This is a genomic window from Achromobacter sp. D7-1, from assembly GCF_059760445.1.
The window spans coordinates 64,053-87,257 of sequence record NZ_JCBAMT010000009.1 but is presented as its reverse complement, the minus strand read 5'-3'; the positions used below and the strand labels follow the sequence as shown (position 1 = coordinate 87,257).

The following is a 23,205-nucleotide window of genomic DNA, read 5'->3' as shown; positions in this document are numbered from 1 at the left end:
CAAACGGGGAGCATTCATCGTGTCGACGCCCCCTCAAACAGCCAAACAAAGATACCGGAGCCGAATCGCGAATATTTCCGAATTTTTGACGTCAACGTGTAATATTTTGGATTGAAATTGGCGAAATCCTGGATTTCTTGGAAAAATCGTGCAAAACAAGAATTTCGACCCCACAGACCTGCAGATCCTGGCCGCCTTGCAGGTCGACGGACGGCTGTCCAGCGCCGATCTGGCCGAACGCGTTTCGCTCACGCCCTCCCCTTGCTGGCGGCGCGTCAAGCGCCTGGAAGACGAGGGCGTGATTCGCGGCTACCGGGCCGAGGTCGACGTCAAGAAGCTGGGCTTCGGCGTGACCGCGTTCGTCTGGATTTCGCTGGACATGAAGGGTGCGGAGCACGTCAAGGCGTTCGAGGACGCCATCAAGGACGTGCCGGAAGTACTGACCTGCCATTGCGTGTCGGGCCGCTACGATCACCAGTTGACGGTGATCGCCCGCGATTTGGACGCCTTCGGCGATCTGGCGCGCTACGTACTTGGCGCCTTGCCGGGCGTGAAGGAGGTCTACACCTCCTTCGTGCTGAAGGAGGTCAAAGGGTTGGGAGATGCGATTTCGTTGCCGGCGGGATGATGCCGGGAACGCGCCGGCAAAGCGCGGCATGCCCCCAGGGATTGCTCGCCGTCAGCCTGCGCCGAACCGTTCCAGCCAGGGCAGCGCCGCATCCAGCCGCGCGGACTCCACTTCAGGCCGCGCCGCGCCTTCCGGCAACGTCAGTCCCACCCGGTTGTGCCAATACGTGCGCAAGCCCACCTTGCTGGTGCCGAACATGTCATAACCGGACCCGGCGACGAATGCGGCCTGCGAGGGCTGCACCTGCAATTGCGCCAATGCCAGTTCATAGGGGCGCGGATCGGGCTTGTAGAAACCTGCTTCCTCCGACGTCACCACCACGTCCCAATCCACCCCCAGCAAGCCGGCGGCGCGCCGCCCCAGGCGGGCGGAACAGTTGGTGACCACGGCCAGACGGCAATGCGGCCGCAAGGCCTGCAACAGTTCTCGGGCGCCGTCCCATGCAGGCAGTTCGTCCCAGCCCGCTTCCAGCGCGGCCGGCGCCGCCGCCGGCAGGCCGACCGCGGACGCGGCCTCCTGCACCAGGCGCTCATAGGGTTGATAGGCGCCGCAGCCATAGGTGCGGCGCAGGTACTCCGCGCGCCAGGCTCGGCCGGCAGCCTCGGAGCCGGCGGCGCGGTTCCATACGGTCCAGGAGTCGAGCAAGGCGGTAAGCAGGTCGAACAACACGGCGCGGGGATAGGCGGGTAAATGGACGGTACTGGACATGCGCGGCTCTCTCGGACGGGTACGGAGCCACTATAAAGAGCATCGGAGCCGCTGTGATTCAACCTGCGTTTACCCACCATTAAGCCTGAACTTAATCGCCCTACCAGCGGTAAGCCACCCGCGCCATGACAGTCCGCTCCAGGCCGTAATAGCAGTTGGTCACGCTGTCGCACGCCGCCACATAGCGCTTGTCGAACAGGTTGCTGGCGTTCAACGAGAACTGGTAGCTCCCCATGTCATAGCGCAGCGCGGCGTCCACCAGCGTGTAGGCAGGCACGCGCACTGCATCCGGGATGTCATTGGTCGCCCCCATGTAGCGCACACCCGCGCCAAACCACAAGCCGGCCAGCGGTCCCGTGGCCGACAGGCGGTAATCAGCCCACAGCGACGCCATGTGATCGGGAATGTAGGGCGGACGCTTGCCCAGGTTGACCGCGGTCCGCGCCGCCTTGGTCACCTTGACGTCACTGTATGTATAGGACGCGAGCAGGTTCAACTGCGGCGTGACTTCCCAGGTGCCTTCCAACTCGATGCCGCGCGAACGGATTTCACCGGTCTGCACGCTGAAGCCGGGATGGGCCAGGTCCGCCGTCGACACATTGGTCTGGCGCAGATCGAAGAGCGAGACTTGCGCAAAGCTGCGGGCGCCGGCCGGCTGATACTTCAGGCCGATCTCATACTGCTTGCCGCGCGTGGGTTCGAATGGCGTGCCGCCGTAGCCCGCGCCCGCCACCGGCTCGAAGGACTCGGTGTACGACGCGTAGGGCGCGAGACCGTTGTCGGCCAGATAGACCAGCCCAACCTTGCCGCTGAACTGTTCGTCATTGGTGCGCGTCGTGGTTTCCACGCCGGTACGCAGGATCGTCTCACCGGTGGTGGAACGCGCCCAATCGTAGCGGCCGGCCAACTGCAGCACCAATTTGTCGTAGAACTTGATCTGGTCCTGCGCATACAGGCCGAACTGCCGGCGCACCTGGTTGGTGTCGTTGGACGCCTGCGGCGTCGCGCCGGGAAACGGCCGGCCATACGCCGGGTTCCACACATTGATCGGGTCCACCGCGGCCGTGCGCAAGCCGTAAAGTCGGTCGAAGCGCGATTCCTGGTAATCCGCGCCCAACAACAATGTGTGCGCCACTGGTCCATGAGACAGGTTGAACTGCGCCTGATTGTCCAGCGTGAACAAATGGAAGCCCTCTTTGCTGACCAGCGAAATCCGGCGCAGGTCCGTGTAGGGCTCGCGCGTCTGCACCCAGCCGCCGTTCGCCCCCAGGCTGCGGTAATCGACGTCCAGCGTGGAATAGCGCAAGTTCTGGCGCAGCGTCAGCTGATCGTTGACCCGGTGCTCGGCCAGGTAGCCGATTTGCGCCTTGCGCCGGTCGGTCTGGTCAAAGGTCGGGTCGCCCGTGAAGAAGTCCACGGGGATATGGCCGTTGGCAACAGGCCAGAGCGTGCCTGCCGCCGGCAGGAAGTTGGCCGTATTGCCTGTGCGGTCGTGCTGGTACTGCGCCAGCAGCGTGATCGAGGTCGCCGCGCTCGGCTTCCAGGTCAGCGACGGCGCCAGCAGGACGCGGTCGTCGTCGACGTGATTGGTCTGCGTGCCACCCTCGCGCCCCACCGCCGTCAGACGGTAGAGCCAATGGCCCGCATCGTCCAGCGGGCCGGTGAAGTCGCCCGAGAGCTGCTTCCAATCAAAGCTGCCGTACTGCACCGCCAGTTCGCCACTGCGCGTCTCCAGCGGACGCTTGCTGACCTGGTTGACGAGACCGCCGGGCACGGTCTGCCCGTACAACACGGACGAGGGGCCGCGCAGGACTTCCAGGCGTTCCAGCGTGTAGGGATCGACTTCCCAGCCACCGTAGCCGCCTGAGTAGGCCAGCTTCAGGCCGTCGAGATACTGCCCGTTGTTGGCGACATTGAAGCCACGCACGTAGTAAGTGCCGCGGCGCGTGTCATAGATGGGCTCGGTACGCACGCCCGCGCTGTAGCGCAAAGCCTCGTCCACGCGGCTGACGCCCTGCGCCGCCATCTGCGCCTGCGTGATGACGCTGATCGACTGCGGCGTCTCGATCAACGGCGTATCGGTCTTGGTGGCTGTCGCGCTCTTGCGCGCGACATAACCGTCGACCGGCCCCCAGGCCTGCTCGCCGCTGCCATGCACGGTGATCGGCTCCAGCGTGCTGGTGGAGGCGCCGGGCGCGCGCCTGATGGTGTATCCGGCCTGGCCGCGTGCAACCGCCTCCAGGCCGGTGCCGGCCAACAGCCCAGCGAACGCCTCGCGGGGCGCCACCGTGCCGGACAGGCCCGGGCTTTGCAGCCCGGCGGTCAACGCCGGATCGAACGACAGGACCAGGCCAGCCTGTTCGGCATAACGGTTCAGCGCTGGCGCCAACGGACCGGGCGGCACATCGACCGCGCGGGCGGCCGTCGCGGATGGCGCTGCCGGCGGCTGCGCCCAGGCAGGATGAAACGCGGCCAACGCGGCCGCGGCGGACAGCGCGCGCAAGGCGCGCGCAGCAGACTTGGAATGACTCATGAGCGGACGACCCTCTCCAGATTGATGGCTACTCATGAGTCATGACGAAGCAAACCGCGCCAGGGACAGCGGAATGCAGGATTTTTTTTCAACGGCGCTGCACCAGCACCAGCCAAGAGGTGTATCGGCTGACCGTAATGGGGAGGCTGGCCGCCAGCGAGGCCAGCGCCTGATCAGGCGCTTCCAGCGGGAACACCCCCGACACGCGCAAGCCGTCGAGCGCGCCTGCGTCGTATTGCAGCCGCCCCTTGCGGTAGCGGCCCAGCTCCGCCAGCACGTCGGCCAGCGGCTGGTTGTCCACCACCAGGCTGCGCCGCGTCCAGGCCAGCGCCTGCTCCGGATCGACGGATTCGACCTCGCCGACCTGACCGCCGCCCATGCGCACGCGCTGCCCGGCCGCCAGATCGGCGCACACCGGCGCGGACGCCTGGGCGCAGGCCCGCACGCGGGATTCCTGCACGATCACATCCGTATGGCCGTCGCCACGCCGCACGGCATAACGCGTGCCCAGCGCCTGCGCAGTGCCGTCCGCCGTCTGCACCAGGAAGGGGCGCCCCGCAACCTCGTGCGCCACATCGACCAGGATTTCACCTTGCCGCAAGGTGATCAGACGCTGGCGGCCATCGAAGCGCACGTCGATGGCCGAATCGCTGTTCAGGGTGATGCGGCTATGGTCGTCCAGTTCAATGACGCGCCACTCGCCGACTCCGCTGCGGTGATCGGCCAACAGCCAGGCCGGCGGCGCCATGCGCCAGAGCGCGGCACCGCAGATCAGCAGAGCCAGCGCCGCCGCCCCCAGGGCGCGGCGGCCAGTCCGCGGCTTGCGGCTGGACTGCTCCAGGATGCGCCGGGCCGCCGCGGGAGAATCAAAGGCTGCCGCCTGGTCGAAACTGCCCCAAAGATCCTCGAGCCGGCGGTAGACCTTCTCGTGCTGCGGATCCGCCGCCCGCCACCGCCGACAGGCCTCGCGGTCGGCGTCGCTGGCGCCCTCATCGCGCAGCGTGGCCATCCATTGCGCGGCGTGCGCCACGATGGCAGGAACGGCACCGGCCTTCACGCCGCCTCCATCGCCAGGTAACAATGAGCAAGCGCGCGCGCAACATACTGCTTCACCATGCTGGTGGATACGCCCAGTTCGGCGGCGATCTCGCCGTAGTTCCGCCCTTCCAGCCTGTGCAGCAGGAAGGCGCTGCGCGGCTTGGCGGGCAAGGTATCGAGCATGCGCGCCAACGCCGCCAGGATCTCCACGGTTTCGAGCAACTGCTCAGGCGCGGGCGCCGCCTCGCCGCCATGCAGGATGGCCCAACTCTCCAGGCACACCGCTTCGAGCTTGCGCCGGCGCGCGTCGTCGATCACCAGGCGGGTTGCGGTCGTTGTGAGATAGGCGCGCGGCGTCCTGATCGCCGCCAGATCGTCGCGGCCGATCAGCCGCACAAAGGTATCCTGCGCAAAGTCGGCCGCGTCGCAGGACGAACCCAGCTTGCGGCGCAGCCATCCGACCAGCCAACCGTGATGATCGCTGTACCAGGTCAACAAGGCCGCGTGGCGGGCGGTATCGGGAGCGGACATGGCACGCGCGTCGAGATTTGGAAACAAGAATGATTAGCAATCATATCAAAAGTCCGTGTCCCGCCATCCCGCTTTTCTCAATGGCGCAGCGCATGCATTTTCATGGCTCCCGCGAGCCGCACAGCCTGCCGTCGCGCGCTTGAACAGGAAAAACAAAAAGGCCGTTGACGGTGACGTCAACGGCCTTTGGGAATTCTGGTGGGCTGTGAGTGGCTCGAACACTCGACCTACGGATTAAGAGTCCGCTGCTCTACCAACTGAGCTAACAGCCCTGCAACTTCACTCAGTCTCGTCCGCTTTGCTGCGCGTTTTTTAGTCCGCCGCCGCTGCGTTTCGTTATGTGTGTAGTGCGAAGAAGCAAGATTATATGCAGCTTTTTTGGTTTGTGCAAGTCGCCCCGAAAAAACTTTCAAACAGGCCGCATCAAGCGGCGTAGCCGCCGTCCACCGACAGGCTCGCGCCCGTGACGTAGCGCCCTTCCGGCCCGGCCAGGAACGCCACCATGCCGGCGATGTCGCGGGCTTCGCCGTAGTGCGGCAGGGACAGCACAGCCACCAGATCTGCCGCATGCGCGCCGTCGGCGGGATTCATGTCGGTGTCGATAGGGCCGGGGTGCACCACATTGGCGGTGATGCCGCGTGCGCCCAGGTCGCGCGCCAGGCCCTGGGTCAGGCCGACCAGCGCGGACTTGCTGGCGGCGTACAGCGCGACGCCGGCGCGGCCGGCGCGGCCGGCCAGGCAGCTGCCGATGTTGATGATGCGGCCGCCGTCCGGCATGGAATCCTGCGCCGCCTGGATGGCGACGAAGGGCGCCCGCACGTTGATGTCCATGGTGCGCTCGTAGTCGTCGAGGCTGGTCTCGCCGATGGCGCCGGTGAGAAAGATGCCGGCATTGTTGACCAGCACGTCGATAGGCCCGAGCTCGGCAATGGCCCGTTCGACGGCGCCCCGGACCGCGGTGGCATCCGCGGCGTCCGCCTGGATCGCCAGCGCGCGGCGCCCGTCCGCGGACAATTCGCGCGCCAGCGCCTGCGCGGTGGCGGCCGAGGAAGCGCTCACGTAGGTGAAAGCCACGTCGGCCCCGTCGGCCGCCAGGCGGCGCACGATGGCGGCGCCGATACCCCGGCTTCCGCCGGTGACAAAAACAACTTTCCCAGTCAGATTCGACATTGGCATACCTATATTTGTAGTGATCAGTACAAATATATTCGCCGAGCCAGCCAACGTCCGTCAACTATTTTTTTATCGATCACCACAAAAATCCCTGCCAGGTAAAATCATGGCCATGGCAGAACGTGGGCGCCCCCGGAACTTCGACCGGGCCCAGGCCTTGCACAAGGCCATGGACGTCTTCTGGTCGAAGGGATATGACGGAGCATCGCTGACCGACCTCACGGCGGCGATGGGCATCAATTCGCCCAGCCTCTATGGGGCATTCGGCTCAAAGGAAGGACTATTCCGCGAAGCGGTGGAGCTCTACCGCGAAACCGAGGGCGGTTCGGCGCGGCGCGCGCTGCAAGATGCGCCCACCGCCCGCGAAGCCATTCTGTCCATGCTGCTGGCATCGGCAGAACGCTTTACCGCTCCCGGCACGCCGTCTGGCTGCATGATCGTGCTGGGCGCGCCGGCAGGCTGCATGAATCAGACCGGCGTGGGCGATTTCCTGGGCGACAACCGCCGCGAAATGCAAAGCCGCATCCTGGCCCGTCTCCAGGCCGGCGCATCCGAGGGGGAACTGCCGACAGGCACCGACCTCAAGAGCCTGGCCGCCTTCTACACCACCGTGCTGCACGGCATGTCGATCCAGGCGCGCGACGGCGCCACCCGCAAAACCCTGCAAGCCGTGGCCAGACAGGCGATGTGCGCCTGGGATGCGCTGACCGCGAGCCCGCCGTCCTCCGGCTTGCCGCAAGGCCGGGTCCGCGCCTGATGGATCGCGTCATGTTCCGGATCGATCTGCGGCGTCTCATCCTGTGGATCTGTCTTTTTTCGGTCGCCCTGGCGCTGGTCGGCAGCCTGCACGCGAGCTACGTGGTGCAGCGCGACCTGCTGCTGCATACCGCACTGGAACTCAACCGGGCCTATGCCTCCAAGCTGGCATCCACGACCGAGATTTTCCTGACCGATCTGAGGCGCTATCTGTCATATAGCGCCGAAATGCTGGCCGACATGGAGACCCATCCCGAACACATGGCGGCCGAGACGCTACGGCAGGAACGGCAGCTGGCCCACTTCAACTCCACCTTTATCGTCTCGCCTCAAGGCAAGGTGTTGGCGACATCGACGTCGGGCCAGGATTTGCTGGGGCAGCAGCTGCGCAGCGAAGCGACCATAGAGGCGATAGCCAATCAGCGCCCGACTGTCGGCGCCGCCTACATAGGCCGCCAGAACCGCTGGATGATTCTCTACACCCACCCGATTTTTTCGGCCGACGCCCGCTACCTGGGCTTTTTCGGCGGCGCGTTCTACCTGCATGAGCACAATGCGCTGGACCATCTGCTGAATCAGCATTTCTATCGTGGCGAGTCCTCCCTGTACGTCCTGGATCGCAACGGCGCGCAGATCTACCATTCCGACCGCGGCAGCCTGGGGCGGATCGTCCCTTCGCCAAGCGACTTCGCCGCCGCCCTGCGCGGCGAAACTGGTGAAATGCGCTACACGGATGAACATGGCCGCGAAATGCTGGCAGGCTATGCGCCCGTGCCGAGCATGGGCTGGAGCATCATCGCTCAACGCCCGGTGGATGCCACCTTGCAGCCCCTGAGCGATCTGCTGCTGGCCACGGCCCGCCAGACCTTGCCGCTGCTGCTGCTGTCGCTGGCGTCCATCTGGCTGTTGTCGCGCTGGATCGCCCGGCCGCTGGGGGAACTGGCCAGCATCGCCACGCATATGCAGAACCCGGACTCGGCGGACCGCATCCGCCATGTGCGCTCGTGGTACTCGGAAGCCGCGCAGCTAAAGCGCGCGCTGCTGATGGGGCTGGCCTCGATCCACCACAAGATCCGCGACCTGCGCCGCGAGACCACCACCGACACCTTGACTGGCTTGTTGAACCGGCGCGGCCTGAACGAGGCCCTGGCGCTGTTGCAGGCCGAGGAACAGCCGGTGGCGATCGTGGCCATCGATATCGACCACTTCAAGCACATCAATGACCGCCATGGCCACGCGGCGGGCGATCGCGCGCTGCGTGAACTGGCGCAATTGATGAGTGAAGGATCGCGCAGCGGTGACACCCTTGCGCGCGCAGGCGGCGAGGAATTCGTCATGCTGCTGCCCGGCGCGCCGCTGGAGGCTGCGATCGGACTGGTGGAACGGCTGCGCCTGCGTATCGCAGCCGAGCCCGGTGTGATCGCCATTCCGCTCACCATTTCGGCCGGCGTCGCGGCCTACCCGGAACATGGCGTGACCCTGGACGCCGTCCTGCAACGCGCGGACCAAGCCCTTTATTACGCCAAGAACCATGGCCGCAACGCGGTCTGCGTCGCGGACGACAACGCCCAGGCCGGCGCGCGCATGGCGTCGCCGGCCTGAGTCGCCTATTTGCCCTTCGCCGTGGCGGGCGCGGGCGCCTTGGGCGGCTTGCGCATCTGTTCGAGCAAGGGGCCGCAGGCGTTCTCGTCCGTGGTGCTGGGCGCGACCAGGGCCAACAGACCGGCAGCCGGCGTCAGCAACACCCCCAAAGCGACCATGCCCGCGCCGCGCGCGGCTAAAGGCAGCACGTGCACGCCCACGTCCGGCGAGCCGAAGGTGCCGCGGACGTACAAGGGAGAGCGCAGCGAGAAGATACGGAAGCCCTTGCTGTCCGGAGTAATGTCCATGTCCAGCTTCTCGTTCTTGAAGTCGGCCGTGCCGGTAATGCTGATGAGCGCGTTCTCGGTATCAAACACGAACACCCGCGGCGTCATGACGCCGCTCTTCATTTCCAGGTCGGCCGCGCCGCAGTTGATCTTCACCTCGTCGTCGCCGAACAGCTTGGAAACGACGTAGTTGCCGACGTTGAGCCCCGCTATCTCCATCAGGCTGCGGCTGATCACACCGTCATTGACCAGCATCTTCACATCGCCCGTCGCGGTACCCAACAAGGCCGCGACCGAGTTCCCCGCGCCGCTCACCGCCATGTCGCCATTCAGCTCGCCCAGCGTTTTCTGCATGGCGGCGGTGCCGGGAAAGAGCTGCTTGAGCCGCAGGCGGCGTGCGCTGATGTCGACTCGACCGGTCAGAGTAGCGCCGGAGCCATCGAGCCGTATGGTGGAATTGATGTTGCCCCCGGCCATCCCGAAGCGCAGGGGTTCCAGGGCCAGCTTGCCGTCCTGCAACACCAGATGCACGGACAGGTCCGACAGCGGCAACTTGCTGTCGTGCACGATGCGGCCCGCATCCAGCGAGACGTCGGCGTCCATGTCGCGCCAGCGGTCGGTTCGAAAGGCCTGGGTAGGCAGCACCTTGCCGCCTTTGGGCTTGGCCGGCGCGTCCTTGGCCTGGTCCGTTGCCGCGCCCGCGACCTTGCCCGACGGCACGCCGATCAGCGGCCCCAAGTCCTCCATGCGCAACTGCTTGGAGGAAAGCTTGCCGGTCAGCTTGGGCCGCGGCATGCCCAGCGCGAAGCTGATGTCGCCATGCAGATCGCTATTGCCCACCTTGCCGTTGAAGCCCTTGTAGTCGAACACCGCGCCACCGGGATTACGCAGCTTGGCCACCAGATGGCCGTCGGTGGAATACGGCGGCGTGTCCGGCAGGGTGACCCCGGTTAGCGGATACAGCTGCGCCATGGATGCGCCCGACAGCTTCAGCCGCAGGTCCAGCGCGCCGAGGTTGACCGGGTCGGTCAGGGTGCCGGCCACCGACGCCCGGGTGCCGCCGATAGCCACGTCCGCCTGCACCGGAAAGGGTTGCCTGGCGTCCTGCAGGGCCAGCATGCCGCCGACCTTACCTTCGCCCTTGGTGGCCAGGCCCTTGTACTTGCCGTCCAGCTTCCAGCCGAACACATAGTCGCGCGGCGAGGGCGCGGGGCCGCCCTCTTCCGCCGCGAAGGCCGCGCCGGCCACGTCCGCGAACGGCACCGGCTTGCCCAGGGGATCCACCAGCACGGTCAGGTCTGCCTTGAGGACCTCGTCCACCAGCCCCACACGGCCCTTGTCGAAGCCGATCTCGTTGATGTCCAGCACCCAAGGCGACGGTTCGCCGGTTTCCGGCAGGGTGAACTCCCAGTTGGCGCGGCCGTCGGCCAGCCGCTGCAGGTCGGCGGCGGGCTCGGTCAGCTGGATGCGGCGGATGACGACGCGCTGGCGCAGCAGCGGCAGTAGCGCCAGGCTGAGCTCTCCGCGCTTGAGGGTCGCGAACTGCGGCGCCTTGGCCCAGGGCGCATTGCCCACCGATATGTCATTGGCGATGATGTGCGGCCATGGCACCCAGGCGCGCCAGCCGCCCCCGTCGGAGTCACGCCCCCATTCAACGCTGAGATCGCCGTTGATGGCGAAGGGGCGTCCGATCGCGGCGCTGGCCCGCTCGTTAATGAAGGGCTTGGCGCGGTTCCAGTCGAAGGTGGCGATCACCACCACCAGTACCGCCACGAGGAGCGCCGCTCCCCCTACAATCCCGATCGCTATTTTTCCAGAGCGCGTCATGGTTATTATCCTTGGCATTGCGGCCGGCGTACCGCTGCCGGCTCCTGTTACCTCCAAGGGTATCGCGGCCCGCGGCTTGGTCCGGCGTTGCCGGCCCCATAATGTGTGCGGATTTTTCCAGGCTCGACGCCCCCGCGAAGCCGCTCGGCACGCGTCGCCCGGGGTTTGCCCAGCATGGCGCGTGCCTGGCCGCGCAGCAGCCAGTTACAAAACGAAATGGCTGCGCGCTGCGAAAGATGACCCGAGCACCGGCGCCTACCGAATTTTCGACGCCGGCACCGCTCAAATGCCTGAACGACAGACCCCGGCCCATCGGACCGGGCAGCAGAACAACCTGGAGGCCCGATGCGGCATTCGACCTTGATTTTCGTGGTGGCGGCGTTTGCGCTGCTGACGCTCAGCCGCCTGGCGCTGGCCGCCTGGCAGTCCAAGCGCGTGCGCGATGCCGGGGGGCTGATCCCCCTGCTGCTGGGCGGACTGCGCATCGATGCGCACCAGATCGCCGTGCTGGCGGCGCTGCCGGCCGTGCTGTCGCCTTTGTTCGGCCACATCCCGCTGGCCGCCACCCTGGCCGGCTACTGGTACCTGGTCGCTTTCATCCTGCTGGCCTTCCTGGAAGTGGCCACGCCGCCCTTCATCATCGAATACGACTCCCGCCCCAACCGGCTGTTCGTCGAGTATCTGAAACATCCCCGCGAAGTCTCCGGCATGCTCTGGCGCGGCTACAAGGGCGCGCTGGTGGGCGGCCTGGCGGTCGTGGCGCTGATCGGCTGGGGCGCCTACGGCCTGTTCGGCCACGCCCAGCCCGACGCGCCGCTGAGCTGGTGGCAGATGCCGCTGGCCAGCCTGGCGATCCTGGCCATCGTCATCCTCGCCATCCGCGGCACCTTGGGCCATCGCCCGATCAACCCGTCCTCGGTCGCCTACAGCTCGGACGGCATGCTCAACACGCTGGCGCTGAACTCGCTCTACAACGTGTTCTACGCCGTCTACAGCATGAAGAACGAAAAGTCCGCCTCCGCCGTGTACGGCGGCATGGACGACGACAAGATGCACGGGCTGGTGCTGGCGCAGGCCGGCCTGCCCAACCCGCCCGCCAACCCGGACTACCCCAGCCTGCACCGCCAGCCGGCCAGCCGCAAGACGGCGCGGCCGCTCAACCTGGTGATCATCCTGGAAGAAAGCCTGGGCGCGCAGTATTGCGCCGGCCTGGGTGGCGCCGACCTGACGCCGGAGCTGGACGCCCTGGCGCGCGAGGCCTGGACCTTCACCCGCGCCTACGCCACGGGCACCCGCTCGGTGCGTGGACTGGAAGCGGTGGTCACCGGCTTTCTGCCCACCCCCGCCCAGGCGGTGCTGAAGCTGCCGCGCTCGCAGCGCGGCTTCTTCTCGCTGGCCGACCTGCTCGGACGCCACGGCTACCACTCGCGCTTCATCTATGGCGGCGAATCGCACTTCGACAATATGAAGGGCTTCTTCCTGGGCAACGGCTTCAAGCAGATCGTGGACCGCTCCGACTTCGTGGATCCGGCCTTCGTCGGCACCTGGGGCGCCTCGGACGAGGACATGTTCAACCAGCTGGACCGGCTGCTGCGCGAAGACGGCGACCAGCCCACCTTCACGCTGGCCTTCAGCGTGTCCAACCATTCGCCCTGGGAGTACCCGGCGGGCCGCATCCAGACCGACGGCAACCCGGCCACCGTGGAAAACACCGTGCGCTACGCCGACTGGGCGCTGGGCCGGTTCTTCGAACGCGCCAAGGCCTCGCCGTACTGGGAGAACACCGTGTTCCTGGTGGCGGCTGACCACGATTCCCGCGTCTTCGGCGCCAGCCTGGTGCCCGTGCGCCACTTCCACATTCCGGCCGTCATCCTGGGTGCCGGCATCGAGCCGCGGCGCGACGACCGCCTGATCAGCCAGATCGACCTGGCGCCGACCCTGCTGTCGCTGATAGGCGTGGACACAGAGCATCCGATGATCGGCCATGACCTCACCCGCAGCACGCCGGGCCGGGCCATCATGCAATACGACAGCACCTACGGCTACCTGAAGGAAGACGAGCTGCTGGTGATGGCGCCCAACAAGACGCCGCTGCAGTACCGCTATACGGCGCCCGAGGAATACGCGCCCATGCCGCTGGATCCGGACCTGGCCGCCGAGGCGCTGGCGCATGCGCTGTGGCCCAGCTGGGCCTATCGCGAAGGCCGCTACAGCCTGCCAGGCCAGGCTGCCGAATCGTCCGGCTCCAGCGAAAAGCCGGCCGCCTGAACCCCCGCCCGGCGGCCGCTACGCCGGCCGCTTGAACGCCTTGCGGGCCTTTTCGCTGGCGGCGTGGCAATGGCAATCGGGGCTGTGGTCATTCACCATGCCCACCGACTGCATGAAGGCGTATACCGTGGTGGGCCCGACGAACTTCCAGCCCAGTTTCTTCAACGCCTTGGACAGGGCCTCGGATTGCGCCGAAGTCGAGGCGCCACGCGTGGACGGCGCCCCTTTCGGCGCTTCGAAGCGCCACAGGTAGGCGCCCAGCGAGCCCTCCCGCTCGATCATCTCCAGCGCGCGGGCGGCATTGTTGATCACGGCTTCGATCTTGCCGCGATGGCGCACGATGCCCGCGTCGCCCAGCAGCCTCAGCACCTCTTTTTCGCCGAAACGCGCCACCTTGGCGGGTTCGAAGTTGGCGAAACCACGGCGGAACGCGTCGCGCTTGGACAGGATGGTGCGCCAGCTCAAGCCCGACTGGAACCCCTCCAGGCAGAGCTGCTCGAACAGCGCCCGGTCGTCGCCTTCGGGGTAGCCCCACTCGGTATCGTGGTAGGCCATGTATTCGGCGGACGTGTCCACCCAGCCGCAACGGACCAGGCCGTCGGGGGATTCGGTTTTGGCGTTCAAGGGCAGGCTCCTGGCCGCTATCGGGGCTACCGATGCTACCGCAGCAACGTCCCCGATAAAAGGGCAAAAAAATCATGGCGGCCGTCGATCATATCCCGCTAATATTTGCAGCCCTGATCCCGCGCCGGCCCTGTCCACGCGCGTCCCGGCGCTGTACGGGGGTCCGCAACACGCGGCCCGTTTTGCGAGCTTGCCGGGGCCTGGACAGGTTTTCAGCCTTCCGCGCTCCATGACCCTGCTAGAGTCCTCGCTCCTCTCCTTCGTCTCCCCCGCCGTCCTGGCTGGCGACGATCCGGCCGCCAACCCCTGTCTGGACTGCGGGGCATGCTGCGCGCATTTCAGGGTGTCGTTCTATTGCGGCGAATTGGCCGGCGAAAACGGCGGCCACGTACCGGTGGAGCTGGTCACCCAGATGAGTCCGCTGCGCGCCTGCATGAAGGGCACGGAAACCGGCGGCGGCCGCTGCGTCTCGCTGCGCGGCGAACCCGGCCAGCCCGGCATCCATTGCGCCATTTACGAGAACCGCCCCACGCCTTGCCGGGAATTCGACATCTGGATGCCCGACGGTTCGCCCAACCCCGATTGCCAACGTCTGCGGCTGACGCTGGGGCTGTCCCCGGTGCCGCCGCGGCCGGACGCCGAGAACGACCCGCAAGGCCCCATGCACCCCAACCAGCCCGCCGCGGCCTGAGGCAACAGCTTTCAGCCCGCGCAGGAATGGCTGGCTTGCGCCAGCATCGCCGGCGTGGGAGGGGTATCGGCGTCGGGCACGCGCGAACGTCTGCGCATCCGGACGATGTCCGGGTCCTTGCCCAAAAATCCCAGGACGTTGCGCATCACGCGCTCGCGTTCCTGATCCACACAGATCATGTGATAACTGTCCTGCAGCATCACCACCGTCGCCTCCGGTATGCGCCGCGCCAGGAACCGGGCTGAACGCGGGCTGGTCAGTTCATCCTCTTCCGCGTGCATGATCAAGGTGGGACAGCGCATGCGCTCCAGCCCCCGCTGGACCATGCCGCGCAGCCGGTCCACCTGGCGCACGCAAGCCAGCGGCACCCATTGATAATGGAAGCCGTCGCCGCGCGCAAAGCCCGCCTTGATGAAAGCGCGCACCAGCTCGCTCTTCACGCCGTATGGATCCTCTTCGCGCACCCGCATCCGGCGCGGCACGCCCGGCAGGCGGTACACCAGATAGCGCAAGGCCCGATACCAGGGCGTGCTCCATCCATCCAGGAATACCGGCGCGGACAGCGACACCAGCGCGCCCCGCGTGTGCGATTCGCGCTTGCACAGTTCCACCGCCAGCAAGGCGCCCAGGCACATCCCGATGACGTGCAGCACCTCGTACTGCGCGCAGAGTTCGCGATAGCGCTGCGTGACCACCGCCATCCAGTCCTCGACCCGCACATCAAGCAGGTCTTCCGGACAACCGGCATGGCCGGGCAAGGTCACGCCGTGGGGCTCGATCCCGGCGCGCGCCAGCACCTTGTGCATGGCGCCCATGTCGAATTCGGTGCCGCCCAAGCCGTGGATGAGCAGTGCGCCGACGCGTTGCTGGCTCACGGCGCGCTCCTGGCCGGCGCCAACGCAAGAAAAAACAAGTCATTCATGAAACACCCCTGATGCATGGCGGGCAGGACGATAAGTCCTGTCCAACCCTGGCGTCATACTAGGCAAGGGGTGCTCGGGAAGATCGGCAAAACTGTCGGAGAACCGTGAAGATCCGTAAAGCGCGCAGCAGGGGCCACTCTACTCGCGTTCGGCCAGGTAGCGCGTGGGCGTCACGCCGAATGCGGCGCGGAAGCTGCCGATGAAGGCACTGGTGCTCTCGTAGCCCACCGACAAGCCGGCCTCGGTGACCGAGCCGCCGCGGCACAGCAGCTCCAGGGCGCGCAGCAGGCGGGCCTGCTGGCGCCACTGTCCCAGCGTGACGCCGGTTTCCTGGCGGAAGCGGCGCATCAGCGTGCGCGAGGACATGTTCAGCCGCTGCGCCCATTCGTCGATGCCGGCAGTGTCGTCGGGCCGGTCCAGCAAGGTATTCGCCAGATCCTGCAAGCGCGCATCGGCGGGCATCGGCAGCAGCACGGGCTCATGCTCGCGCTGCTTGAGCTCTTCCAGCAGCACGTCGAACAGCTGCTGCTGGTAGGCGGGAGACAACGTGGTGTTCGGCTGGACCGAGGTAAAGCGCTCCATCAAGGCTTCGATCAACCGGGACGCAGGCCAGGACCGGCAGCGGTCCGGCAGGCGCCCGCAGGCATCGCGGCGCACATACAGGAACGAGCCGCGCGCCTCACCGAACCAGCGTGCGCCATGCTGCACGCCCGGCGGAATCCAGCCCAGGCTGCCCGGCATCACCGTCCAGACCTGAGCGCCCGCCTGCACCACCACCAGCCCCTCGTGCACCAGCACCAGCATGCCCTCGTCATGAACATGAGAGGGCACGGCAATACCTTTGGATTCGCGCCGCCCCTGGACGCTGAACGGCGTCAGCAATACGTCCGGCAGGGGAGGCGCCACGGCCACATGAAGCATGGTTGGCAGGTTTGAGCTACAGGTTGACGGTTTCCGGCGAGCGGATCCAGTTGGAAATGTACATCATTCTCACCTGGATATCAGCCCCGCAAGGAGAACCCCCATGGACCACTCAAGGCTGCGCCATGCCGGCATCAAGGCCACCTTCCCGCGGATGAAGATCCTGGATCTCTTCTATCAGCACGCCGGCCTGCACATGAGCCCGGCCGACATATACCGCCACCTGCTCTCGGACCACTGCAACATTGGCCTGGCCACGGTTTATCGCGTCATCACGCAACTTGAAGGCGCCGGCCTGCTCAAACGTACTCAGCTCGACGCCCACACCACGGTGTACGAGCTCAATGACAAGGGGCACCACGACCATCTGGTCTGCACCGATTGCGGACGGGTCCTGGAGTCCAGCGACCCGGCCATGGGCCAGTTGGTCAGGAAGATCGCCAAGCACAGCGGCTTTCTGCTGGACTCCTACAGCCTGGTGCTTTACGGCCACTGCGGCTGCGGCAAAGACGCGGCCGCCCTTCCTCACGGAGAATTCGAATGAACCACGAACAGTTTTTCTTCCACGACCTGTCCCAGTTTCCCATCGTCACCGCCAGGCATGGCGGCGCGCCCGACGGCTATTCCGCCAGCTGGATACGCGAAATGGAGATGCTGGTGGACAACCCCCGGCACTTCGTCATGGTGGTGCCCGACATGCGACAGGAAGCCGGCCAAGCCGACCGCAAGGCCATGATCGAATGGCAGACCGCCAACATGCCGCGCCTGAAGGCCCGCTGCCGCGCATTCATCGCGGTGGAAGGCGACGCCGAAGCGCTGGACAAGATCCGCAAGCGCGGCGAAAAAATGACCCGCGCCTTCGGCGTGCCATTCCTGGCCGTGGCCACCGTCGGCCAGGCCGCGCAGTGCGCCCGCGAACTGCTGGGCCAGTCGGGCCCGGGGGGCTTCATCGTGGACTAAGGTGCCCGTCGATTTAAGAGTCGGCCGCCAGCGCCGTAGTCCATTGATGTGATGGCGCAAGTACCCGCCGGGTAGCGCGCCCCTCCAACCTCAGGACCGGCCGCCCTGCATGAACCGCGCTCTCGCCTGCATTTTTTGCCAATCGACGCTTGCGCAAGGCGCCCCGCTGCTCGAAAAGAACGGCGCAGCCATCTGCAAGGCTTGCGCCGACACCTTCTCGGCCCTGTTCGCCGAGCGCGCCTGGACCATGGCGGCCAGCCTGCAGGAACAGCTCGACGTGCTGCTGGAGGAAAGTCGGCGCGCCCTGGCGCATAGCGAATTGATGGCGGAACGCGCCCGCAGCTGCGGCCTGAGCCTGCACGATCTCTCGGCCATGCCGGCCCGCACCCTGTCCTGACATCCCCCGTCAGCGCCCTCCCCCTGCGATTTCCACGCGCTGGTCGATGGCGCCGAAGGGCATGCCGCCATCCGGCCCGCGCGCGTAGATGCGGACCCGGTCGTCGCGCCGCAGATAGGGCGGCAGGCGCTCTTCAGGCATGCCGTCGAGCTGGCCGCGGACCCGCGCTTCGGTGATGCAGGCGCTGCCCGCGGCGGGATCCGCATTGCTGATGGTCCCCGCGCCGACGATGCTGCCGGCCGCCAGGCTGCGCGTCCTGGCCAGGTGCGCGATGATCTGGGCGAAATTGAAGACGATCTCGCTATTCGCATGGGGCTCGCCGAAACGCTCGCCATTGATCTCTATACGCACGGGCAGATCCAGCATGCAATCCTTCCAGGCGCTGCCCAGCGCGTCCGGCGTCACCGCGATGGGCGCGAAGCTGGTCGCGGGCTTGCTCTGGTAGAAGCCGAAACCCTTGGCAAGTTCGCTCGGAATCAGCCCGCGCAGGGAAACGTCGTTGAGCAGGACCACCAGGGCAATCAGACCGGCTGCCTGCGCCGCGCTGGCGCCCATGGGCACGTCCTTGGTGATCACCGCAACCTCGGCTTCCAGGTCGATCAGATGGGCCTCGTCGACCGCCACAATGGGCTCTTCCGGCCCGAGCATCACGTCCGACCCGCCCTGGTACACCAGCGGCTCCTCCTCATAGCGCGGCGGAATGGGCTCCCGGCGCCACTGGTAGATCAGCCGCGCATGATTCCGGTAGACCGAGGCGTCCGCCCACTGGTAGGCCCGCGGCAGCGGGGCCATGCATTGGCCCCCATCGAACGCACCGGCGCCGGCCCACTCGCTCGTGTCGAGTTCCTGACTGCGGCGGACGAGCTGCGGCGCCAGCGCATCCCAATCATCCAGCAGGGCCTGCAACGTGGCGGCGCCGGCCCTGGCGGATGCCCAGCGCTGCCCGCAAGCGCTCACCAGCATCAGTTCCCCGTCGCGCGTACCGTTCCTGCGCGTCGCCACGCGCAATGGCAAAGCCGCCTGCGTCATGCCAGCCTCCCCGGCGCCGCCGCAAGACCGCGCTTATCCTGGGTCCAGAGGTCCAGCGCCGCACGGGCCTCGCGCTCGTAACCCTCGACAACCTCCGGCGCCGCCACTTCGACCGTCAACTCCAGCCGCAAGCCATTGGGATCGAAGAAGTAGATCGATTCGATGTAGCTGTCGTGGTCCGTAACGCCGACTACCTCCACGCCATGGACTTCGAGCCGCGCCTTCATCGCCAGCAGATCGTCGCGCTCCGGCACCCGCAGGGCGATGTGGTTGACCCACCCCGGCGTGTTCGGCGACGGCAGCGCCGCGGTCTGGTCGCCCAGGTCGAAGAACGCGATGCAGGAGCCGTCGCGCATGCGGAAAAAGATATGCACGTACGGGCAGAATTCCCCGGTGCTGGGTACGGAGTCCTTCTTGATGACATGCACCAGCGGCAAGCCCAGCAAGTCCTCGTAGAAGCGCCGGGTTTCCTCGGCATCCCGGCAGCGCCAGGCGAAATGATGCAGTCCCTGCACGGGACGGGCGGCAGTATGGTCCATAGGGTTCCTCAATCGAGCGAGATCTTGTTGGCGCGGATGACTTCGCCCCAACGGGCCGATTCGGCGCGCGCCAGCGCCCTGAATTCATCGGGCGTTCCAGGCAGGGGTTCAAAGCCGAACTCGGCAAAACGCTTGACCACATTGGGGTTGGCCAGAGCGGCGTTCAGTTCCTGGTTCAGGCGCGCGACCGCTGGCGCCGGCATCCCCTTGGGGCCGAGCATGCCCTGGAATGCGAAAACCTCCGCGTCCGGCACGCCCAGTTCGGCCAGTGTCGGTACGTCCGGCAACAACGGCGAACGGACCTGCGAACCGATGGCCAGCGGCCTGACCTTGCCGGCCTTGATGATCGACGCTCCCGAAGCCAGGTCCAGGAACATCACCGGAACCTGCCCGCCCATCACGTCCTGCATGGCCGGGGCGGCGCCACGGTAAGGCACGTGCGTCAGGCGCGCCCCGGTACGGCTCTGGAACAGTTCCATGGCCAGATGATGCGGCGAGCCGTTGCCGACCGAGGCATAGTCCACCTTGCCTGGCTCGGCCTGCACGCGCGCCATGAAGGCTTTGAAGTCCGCGGCGGGAAACGCCGGGTGAACCACCAGCACCAGCGGAAACTTGCCGATGGCGCCGATGTAGGTGAAATCCTTTTCCGGACTGAAAGCCAGCTTGCGGAACAGGTGCTCGTTGAAGGCCAACACGCCATTGTCCGCCGACATGACGGTATAGCCATCGGGCTTGGCGTTCGCGACCTGCTCCGCGCCAATGTTGGTCGCGGCGCCCGGCCGGTTGTCGATGATGATCTGCTGCCCCAACGCGGCGCGCATGGACTCCGCCAGCGTGCGCGCAAGATTGTCGGTGCCGCCGCCTGCGGGATACGGCACCACCCACTTGATCAATTGCTCGGGATACTTGCCCTGGGCGCGGGCCAGCGGCGCAGCAGCGGTCAAGGCCGTGGCCGCCAGCGCCTCGAGGAAATGGCGTCGATTCAAGTCTGTCTCCTTTGGAATGGTCGTCGCCGGTCAATCGGCTGAAAGCGAAGGGTTGGGCAAATCGCGCAAGGCTTGCTCGATGGCGTCCAGGCAACGCTGCTCGTCCTGGACCTGCTCGAACAGCAGCAAGGCCAGGCGTGCCAAAAACAGGGACTCGCGTCCGCGCCCCGCGGTAGCGATGGCGTTGCTGCAACGGGCGTAGATGCGATCCTGGACCGCGGCGTCTTCAATCATTGGATGGCTCCTGGTGCGCCGCAGGCGCGTTGGATGGCGGATAGCACCGTGTCCAGCGACGGCGAACGCCACCGGCCGCAAACATGGCCGTCAGGCCGCAAGAGGTAGGCCATGCCGCTCTCGGACCCGGGCCGCATCGCATCCGGGGCCGCAACCGCGACGCAGCGGCAAGGCAGGAATCGCCACGCCGCCGAGGTCGTCACCGCTTCCAGCGCGTCCTGCCCCGGCCATGCCGCGAACACCAGCAAAGTAAAACCGCCGGGCGTCAGCAGATCGGTCAGGTGTCGGCCATCCGCAGTCTGGCCATCCACCAACGGCGCGCCAGGCGCCCATGCGCCGCCACCCTCGTCTTCCGTCGACAGCGGCGAATGCGCATAGGCCAGGGCTTGCGTCTGCCGCGGATTGACCAGACGTCCAATCCCCCGATGCCGGCCAGCCAGCGACAGGCTGGCCTCGCGCATCAGATCGAAGCCCCGATGCGGCGGCGACATGAATTCGGTGCTGCGCATGGCGTTCTCGGCATTGATGTGGAAGGCCTGCCGCCGCTCGTTGCAATAGCTGTCCAACAGGGCTTCCGTGCCCTTCCCTTGCAACACGGCAGCGAGTTTCCAGACCAGGTTGTCGGCGTCGTCAAAGCCCGAGTTCAGCCCGCGCACGCCGAAAATCGGCATGGCATGCGCGGCGTTGCCCGCGAACAGGATGCGACCATGACGATAGGCATCCAGCGTCATCGCGCCAGCGCGGTAGACCGAAGTCCACACGGGCGCCCACGGCAAATGCCCTTCGCCGATGGCATCCAGATGGGTCTGCACAAAGGCGCGCACCGGGTCCGGCTGCAAGGCTTGCGCTGCGTCCGCGCCGGCCTTCAATTGGTAGTCCACACGCCAGATGTTGTCCGGCTGACGGTGCATCAATATGGTGGTTCCGCGCGCCCAGGGCGGATCGAACCAGGCGCGGCGCTCCGCCGGATGCTCGCTCGCCAGTTCGATATCGACGATTGCATAGCGGCCTTGGTAGCCGGTGCCTTTCAGCTCCAGGCCCAGGCTGGCGCGTATGAAGCTCTGGCCGCCATCGCAGGCCAGCAGCCAATCGGCGCGTGTGTCGTAGCTTCCCAGCGGATTTTCGATCCGCAGCGTCACGCCGGCCGCGTCGGGCCTGCACTCGGTCACCTTGCTGGCCCAGCGGATATCCACCCGTCCCGGGAAACGGCGGTTGATTTCGTCGATGGCATCCAGCAGGAACTGTTCGATGTAGTACTGCTGCAGATTGATCATCGGCGGGTACTTGTCGCCCTGCGACGACGGCATATCGAACACCAGCACTTCCTCGGTGCCGTAATAGCTGCGGCCCCGCGTCCAGGCCAGGCCCTTTTCCATGAAGGCCGGCGCCACGCCCAGACGCTCCAGGATTTCAAGGCTGCGGCGCGAAATACAGGCTGCGCGGCTGCCCTCGCAGACCGAGTCGTCGGCCTCGATCACGACACTGTCTATGCCCAACCTGGCCAATCCCAACGCTGCCGCCAGCCCCACCGGACCACCGCCTGCGATCAGCACGCGATGATGCCGGGCCTCCTCGCCTGGCGGCGCGAGCGGGGGAAGCGAGGGCGGGAAGCGCCGGTACTCGAAGGGTCCGATTCTTTCTAGGGGCATGCGCAAGTCCTGATCGTGTCATCAAACAACCGTATTGGCTTGCGTCATATTCTGCTGGGGCGGACTCGTTAATATGTCCTAATTAATCAGGACAGGCTAACCCGCTATGAAACTGCTGCCGCTGCCGCCGCGCCCCCCGCCTCCCGGCCAGGATCTGAGTGTCGCGCTGATGAATGCCATCGGCGCCGAGAACTTCGCCGCCGAGGTGCTGGACGCATTGGGCGCTACGGTGCCCGCCAGCCATTGCACGGTATTCGCGCTGCGCAGCAGCGGCCGCGTGGAAGCCGTTTCCAGCGCCAGCGCCATCGGCGAAGTGGCGACCTTGACCGCCATCGAATACATGCGCCTGGGCTTCGACAAGCAGGACTCAAACATGATCTGGCTGTCCAGGCGCAAGCCGGCGAAAGCGCGCCAGCTGTGGATCGGGCACCAGTTCGCGGCAGAGGTCGCGGATGCGCACTACCGCCGCGTCTGCTACGACGACCCCGGCATCCGCGAGCGCATGTCGCTGCTGGCCGTGTTTCCCGATGGCTATCGGGTGGCGGTCAGCCTGCACCGGAATTTCTCATATCCCGACTATGGCCCCAAGGATTTCGAGCGCATGTCTCAGCACGCTCCCCTGATTGCAGCGGCCGTCATGCGCCATGTCCAGGTGACCCGGCGCGCGCCCGCTGACCAGCCGCTGCAGGTACAGCTCATGACCAAGCTATCGGGCCGCGAACGGCAACTGATCACGCATGTGCTGGACGGCCTGACCACCCGGGAGGCCGCTCGCGAAATGGGCGTATCGGAGACCACCGCGCTGACGTATCGCTACCGGGCGTTCCAGCACCTGGGCGTACGCAACCATCGGGAACTCATGGTGCTGCTGGGCGCGAGCATGCCCAAACGCAGCAGGGCGGCGCGTTGACCCGCGCCCCGC

General features: G+C 66.3%; 23 protein-coding genes and 1 tRNA gene. 9 read left to right on the top strand and 15 right to left on the bottom strand.

Features of this window, described 5'->3' with window-relative positions:
* Window positions 1-148: 148 nt before the first annotated feature.
* Window positions 149-628, top strand: coding sequence for an Lrp/AsnC family transcriptional regulator (locus AC6LKD_RS06310; protein ID WP_013391589.1), 480 nt, complete (start codon window positions 149-151; stop codon window positions 626-628).
* A 51-nt stretch (window positions 629-679) separates the two neighbouring features.
* On the opposite strand, the gene AC6LKD_RS06305 is transcribed toward AC6LKD_RS06310, so the two are convergent.
* From AC6LKD_RS06305 to AC6LKD_RS06280, 6 genes are all read right to left on the bottom strand, one after another.
* Window positions 680-1,336 (bottom strand): HAD family hydrolase, encoded by a 657-nt coding sequence (locus tag AC6LKD_RS06305; protein ID WP_013391588.1) that lies wholly within the window; start codon window positions 1,334-1,336, stop codon window positions 680-682.
* A gap of 100 nt (window positions 1,337-1,436) precedes the next feature.
* A complete protein-coding gene (locus AC6LKD_RS06300) occupies window positions 1,437-3,869 on the bottom strand; it encodes a TonB-dependent siderophore receptor (RefSeq protein WP_498115547.1) in 2,433 nt (810 codons plus the stop codon).
* A gap of 88 nt (window positions 3,870-3,957) precedes the next feature.
* On the bottom strand, window positions 3,958-4,926 hold the full coding sequence (locus tag AC6LKD_RS06295; protein WP_498115546.1) for a FecR family protein: 969 nt from the start codon (window positions 4,924-4,926) through the stop codon (window positions 3,958-3,960).
* Entirely contained in the window at window positions 4,923-5,438 is a 516-nt protein-coding gene (locus tag AC6LKD_RS06290) for a sigma-70 family RNA polymerase sigma factor (protein ID WP_492275994.1), read from the bottom strand. Before AC6LKD_RS06290 ends, AC6LKD_RS06295 begins: the two co-directional genes overlap by 4 nt.
* Window positions 5,439-5,634: 196 nt before the next feature.
* Window positions 5,635-5,710, bottom strand: a tRNA-Lys gene (locus tag AC6LKD_RS06285).
* Window positions 5,711-5,861: 151 nt separating this feature from the next.
* Window positions 5,862-6,608 (bottom strand): SDR family oxidoreductase, encoded by a 747-nt coding sequence (locus tag AC6LKD_RS06280; RefSeq protein WP_498115545.1) that lies wholly within the window; start codon window positions 6,606-6,608, stop codon window positions 5,862-5,864.
* A 115-nt stretch (window positions 6,609-6,723) separates the two neighbouring features.
* Here AC6LKD_RS06280 and AC6LKD_RS06275 point away from each other — a divergent pair, with 115 nt between their 5' ends.
* Window positions 6,724-7,368 (top strand): TetR/AcrR family transcriptional regulator, encoded by a 645-nt coding sequence (locus AC6LKD_RS06275; RefSeq protein WP_498115562.1) that lies wholly within the window; start codon window positions 6,724-6,726, stop codon window positions 7,366-7,368.
* Between the two features lie 11 nt (window positions 7,369-7,379).
* A complete protein-coding gene (locus AC6LKD_RS06270) occupies window positions 7,380-8,969 on the top strand; it encodes a GGDEF domain-containing protein (protein ID WP_498115544.1) in 1,590 nt (529 codons plus the stop codon).
* Between the two features lie 5 nt (window positions 8,970-8,974).
* On the opposite strand, the gene AC6LKD_RS06265 is transcribed toward AC6LKD_RS06270, so the two are convergent.
* Window positions 8,975-11,062, bottom strand: coding sequence for an AsmA family protein (locus AC6LKD_RS06265; RefSeq protein WP_498115543.1), 2,088 nt, complete (start codon window positions 11,060-11,062; stop codon window positions 8,975-8,977).
* Window positions 11,063-11,407: 345 nt separating this feature from the next.
* Between AC6LKD_RS06265 and AC6LKD_RS06260 the strand changes: the two genes are divergently transcribed.
* Window positions 11,408-13,330 (top strand): LTA synthase family protein, encoded by a 1,923-nt coding sequence (locus AC6LKD_RS06260; RefSeq protein ID WP_013391580.1) that lies wholly within the window; start codon window positions 11,408-11,410, stop codon window positions 13,328-13,330.
* Between the two features lie 18 nt (window positions 13,331-13,348).
* Here AC6LKD_RS06260 and AC6LKD_RS06255 read toward each other — a convergent pair whose 3' ends face one another.
* The gene (locus tag AC6LKD_RS06255; protein ID WP_013391579.1) at window positions 13,349-13,954 is read right to left on the bottom strand and encodes a DNA-3-methyladenine glycosylase I; all 606 of its coding nucleotides are present in this window, start codon (window positions 13,952-13,954) and stop codon (window positions 13,349-13,351) included.
* Window positions 13,955-14,183: 229 nt separating this feature from the next.
* Here AC6LKD_RS06255 and AC6LKD_RS06250 point away from each other — a divergent pair, with 229 nt between their 5' ends.
* Window positions 14,184-14,645, top strand: a complete 462-nt coding sequence (locus tag AC6LKD_RS06250) for a YkgJ family cysteine cluster protein (protein WP_498115542.1) — start codon at window positions 14,184-14,186, stop codon at window positions 14,643-14,645.
* A gap of 11 nt (window positions 14,646-14,656) precedes the next feature.
* Here the strand turns inward: AC6LKD_RS06250 and AC6LKD_RS06245 are convergent, their stop codons facing one another.
* Together AC6LKD_RS06245 and AC6LKD_RS06240 are read right to left on the bottom strand one after the other, a co-directional pair.
* Window positions 14,657-15,520, bottom strand: coding sequence for an alpha/beta hydrolase (locus tag AC6LKD_RS06245; protein WP_498115541.1), 864 nt, complete (start codon window positions 15,518-15,520; stop codon window positions 14,657-14,659).
* 186 nt (window positions 15,521-15,706) lie between these two features.
* Window positions 15,707-16,489 carry a helix-turn-helix domain-containing protein gene (locus tag AC6LKD_RS06240; protein WP_492275990.1) on the bottom strand — a complete coding sequence of 261 codons (783 nt, stop codon included), beginning with the start codon at window positions 16,487-16,489 and terminating at the stop codon, window positions 15,707-15,709.
* A gap of 103 nt (window positions 16,490-16,592) precedes the next feature.
* Between AC6LKD_RS06240 and AC6LKD_RS06235 the strand changes: the two genes are divergently transcribed.
* The 3 genes from AC6LKD_RS06235 (at window position 16,593) to AC6LKD_RS06225 (ending at window position 17,846) form a co-directional block, all read left to right on the top strand.
* Window positions 16,593-17,033 carry a Fur family transcriptional regulator gene (locus AC6LKD_RS06235; protein WP_498115540.1) on the top strand — a complete coding sequence of 147 codons (441 nt, stop codon included), beginning with the start codon at window positions 16,593-16,595 and terminating at the stop codon, window positions 17,031-17,033.
* The gene (locus AC6LKD_RS06230; protein ID WP_013391574.1) at window positions 17,030-17,449 is read left to right on the top strand and encodes a hypothetical protein; all 420 of its coding nucleotides are present in this window, start codon (window positions 17,030-17,032) and stop codon (window positions 17,447-17,449) included. The genes AC6LKD_RS06235 and AC6LKD_RS06230 overlap by 4 nt, the downstream gene beginning before the upstream one ends.
* Window positions 17,450-17,558: 109 nt before the next feature.
* Window positions 17,559-17,846 (top strand): MSHA biogenesis protein MshH, encoded by a 288-nt coding sequence (locus AC6LKD_RS06225; RefSeq protein ID WP_013391573.1) that lies wholly within the window; start codon window positions 17,559-17,561, stop codon window positions 17,844-17,846.
* A 9-nt stretch (window positions 17,847-17,855) separates the two neighbouring features.
* Here the strand turns inward: AC6LKD_RS06225 and AC6LKD_RS06220 are convergent, their stop codons facing one another.
* Genes AC6LKD_RS06220 through AC6LKD_RS06200 form a run of 5 tightly spaced genes read right to left on the bottom strand, consistent with a single transcriptional unit; the run spans window position 17,856 to window position 22,283 of the window.
* A complete protein-coding gene (locus AC6LKD_RS06220) occupies window positions 17,856-18,875 on the bottom strand; it encodes a fumarylacetoacetate hydrolase family protein (protein ID WP_498115539.1) in 1,020 nt (339 codons plus the stop codon).
* Complete coding sequence (locus AC6LKD_RS06215; protein WP_498115538.1) at window positions 18,872-19,414, bottom strand: VOC family protein; 543 nt, start codon at window positions 19,412-19,414, stop codon at window positions 18,872-18,874. Before AC6LKD_RS06215 ends, AC6LKD_RS06220 begins: the two co-directional genes overlap by 4 nt.
* Window positions 19,415-19,422: 8 nt before the next feature.
* Window positions 19,423-20,400: a Bug family tripartite tricarboxylate transporter substrate binding protein gene (locus tag AC6LKD_RS06210; protein WP_013391570.1), complete on the bottom strand. Its 978-nt coding sequence runs from the start codon at window positions 20,398-20,400 to the stop codon at window positions 19,423-19,425.
* 30 nt (window positions 20,401-20,430) lie between these two features.
* Window positions 20,431-20,634 carry a hypothetical protein gene (locus AC6LKD_RS06205; RefSeq protein ID WP_013391569.1) on the bottom strand — a complete coding sequence of 68 codons (204 nt, stop codon included), beginning with the start codon at window positions 20,632-20,634 and terminating at the stop codon, window positions 20,431-20,433.
* Window positions 20,631-22,283: an FAD-dependent monooxygenase gene (locus tag AC6LKD_RS06200; RefSeq protein ID WP_498115537.1), complete on the bottom strand. Its 1,653-nt coding sequence runs from the start codon at window positions 22,281-22,283 to the stop codon at window positions 20,631-20,633. The genes AC6LKD_RS06205 and AC6LKD_RS06200 overlap by 4 nt, the downstream gene beginning before the upstream one ends.
* A gap of 106 nt (window positions 22,284-22,389) precedes the next feature.
* On the opposite strand from AC6LKD_RS06200, the gene AC6LKD_RS06195 reads away from it, so the two are divergent.
* Entirely contained in the window at window positions 22,390-23,193 is an 804-nt protein-coding gene (locus AC6LKD_RS06195; RefSeq protein WP_498115536.1) for a helix-turn-helix transcriptional regulator, read from the top strand.
* The last annotated feature ends 12 nt before the right edge of the window (window positions 23,194-23,205 follow it).

What these genes read in the sequence shown, in the direction of transcription:
- AC6LKD_RS06230 (WP_013391574.1), top strand. Translation starts at nt 17,030, where the DNA reads ATGAACCACGAACAGTTTTTCTTCCACGACCTGTCCCAGTTTCCCATC.
- AC6LKD_RS06225 (WP_013391573.1), top strand. Translation starts at nt 17,559, where the DNA reads ATGAACCGCGCTCTCGCCTGCATTTTTTGCCAATCGACGCTTGCGCAA.
- AC6LKD_RS06300 (WP_498115547.1), bottom strand. Translation starts at nt 3,869, where the DNA reads ATGAGTCATTCCAAGTCTGCTGCGCGCGCCTTGCGCGCGCTGTCCGCC.
- AC6LKD_RS06280 (WP_498115545.1), bottom strand. Translation starts at nt 6,608, where the DNA reads ATGTCGAATCTGACTGGGAAAGTTGTTTTTGTCACCGGCGGAAGCCGG.
- AC6LKD_RS06205 (WP_013391569.1), bottom strand. Translation starts at nt 20,634, where the DNA reads ATGATTGAAGACGCCGCGGTCCAGGATCGCATCTACGCCCGTTGCAGC.
- AC6LKD_RS06270 (WP_498115544.1), top strand. Translation starts at nt 7,380, where the DNA reads ATGTTCCGGATCGATCTGCGGCGTCTCATCCTGTGGATCTGTCTTTTT.
- AC6LKD_RS06275 (WP_498115562.1), top strand. Translation starts at nt 6,724, where the DNA reads ATGGCAGAACGTGGGCGCCCCCGGAACTTCGACCGGGCCCAGGCCTTG.
- AC6LKD_RS06215 (WP_498115538.1), bottom strand. Translation starts at nt 19,414, where the DNA reads ATGGACCATACTGCCGCCCGTCCCGTGCAGGGACTGCATCATTTCGCC.
- AC6LKD_RS06220 (WP_498115539.1), bottom strand. Translation starts at nt 18,875, where the DNA reads ATGACGCAGGCGGCTTTGCCATTGCGCGTGGCGACGCGCAGGAACGGT.
- AC6LKD_RS06240 (WP_492275990.1), bottom strand. Translation starts at nt 16,489, where the DNA reads ATGCTTCATGTGGCCGTGGCGCCTCCCCTGCCGGACGTATTGCTGACG.
- AC6LKD_RS06265 (WP_498115543.1), bottom strand. Translation starts at nt 11,062, where the DNA reads ATGACGCGCTCTGGAAAAATAGCGATCGGGATTGTAGGGGGAGCGGCG.
- AC6LKD_RS06250 (WP_498115542.1), top strand. Translation starts at nt 14,184, where the DNA reads ATGACCCTGCTAGAGTCCTCGCTCCTCTCCTTCGTCTCCCCCGCCGTC.
- AC6LKD_RS06305 (WP_013391588.1), bottom strand. Translation starts at nt 1,336, where the DNA reads ATGTCCAGTACCGTCCATTTACCCGCCTATCCCCGCGCCGTGTTGTTC.
- AC6LKD_RS06200 (WP_498115537.1), bottom strand. Translation starts at nt 22,283, where the DNA reads ATGCCCCTAGAAAGAATCGGACCCTTCGAGTACCGGCGCTTCCCGCCC.
- AC6LKD_RS06290 (WP_492275994.1), bottom strand. Translation starts at nt 5,438, where the DNA reads ATGTCCGCTCCCGATACCGCCCGCCACGCGGCCTTGTTGACCTGGTAC.
- AC6LKD_RS06195 (WP_498115536.1), top strand. Translation starts at nt 22,390, where the DNA reads ATGAAACTGCTGCCGCTGCCGCCGCGCCCCCCGCCTCCCGGCCAGGAT.
- AC6LKD_RS06235 (WP_498115540.1), top strand. Translation starts at nt 16,593, where the DNA reads ATGGACCACTCAAGGCTGCGCCATGCCGGCATCAAGGCCACCTTCCCG.
- AC6LKD_RS06260 (WP_013391580.1), top strand. Translation starts at nt 11,408, where the DNA reads ATGCGGCATTCGACCTTGATTTTCGTGGTGGCGGCGTTTGCGCTGCTG.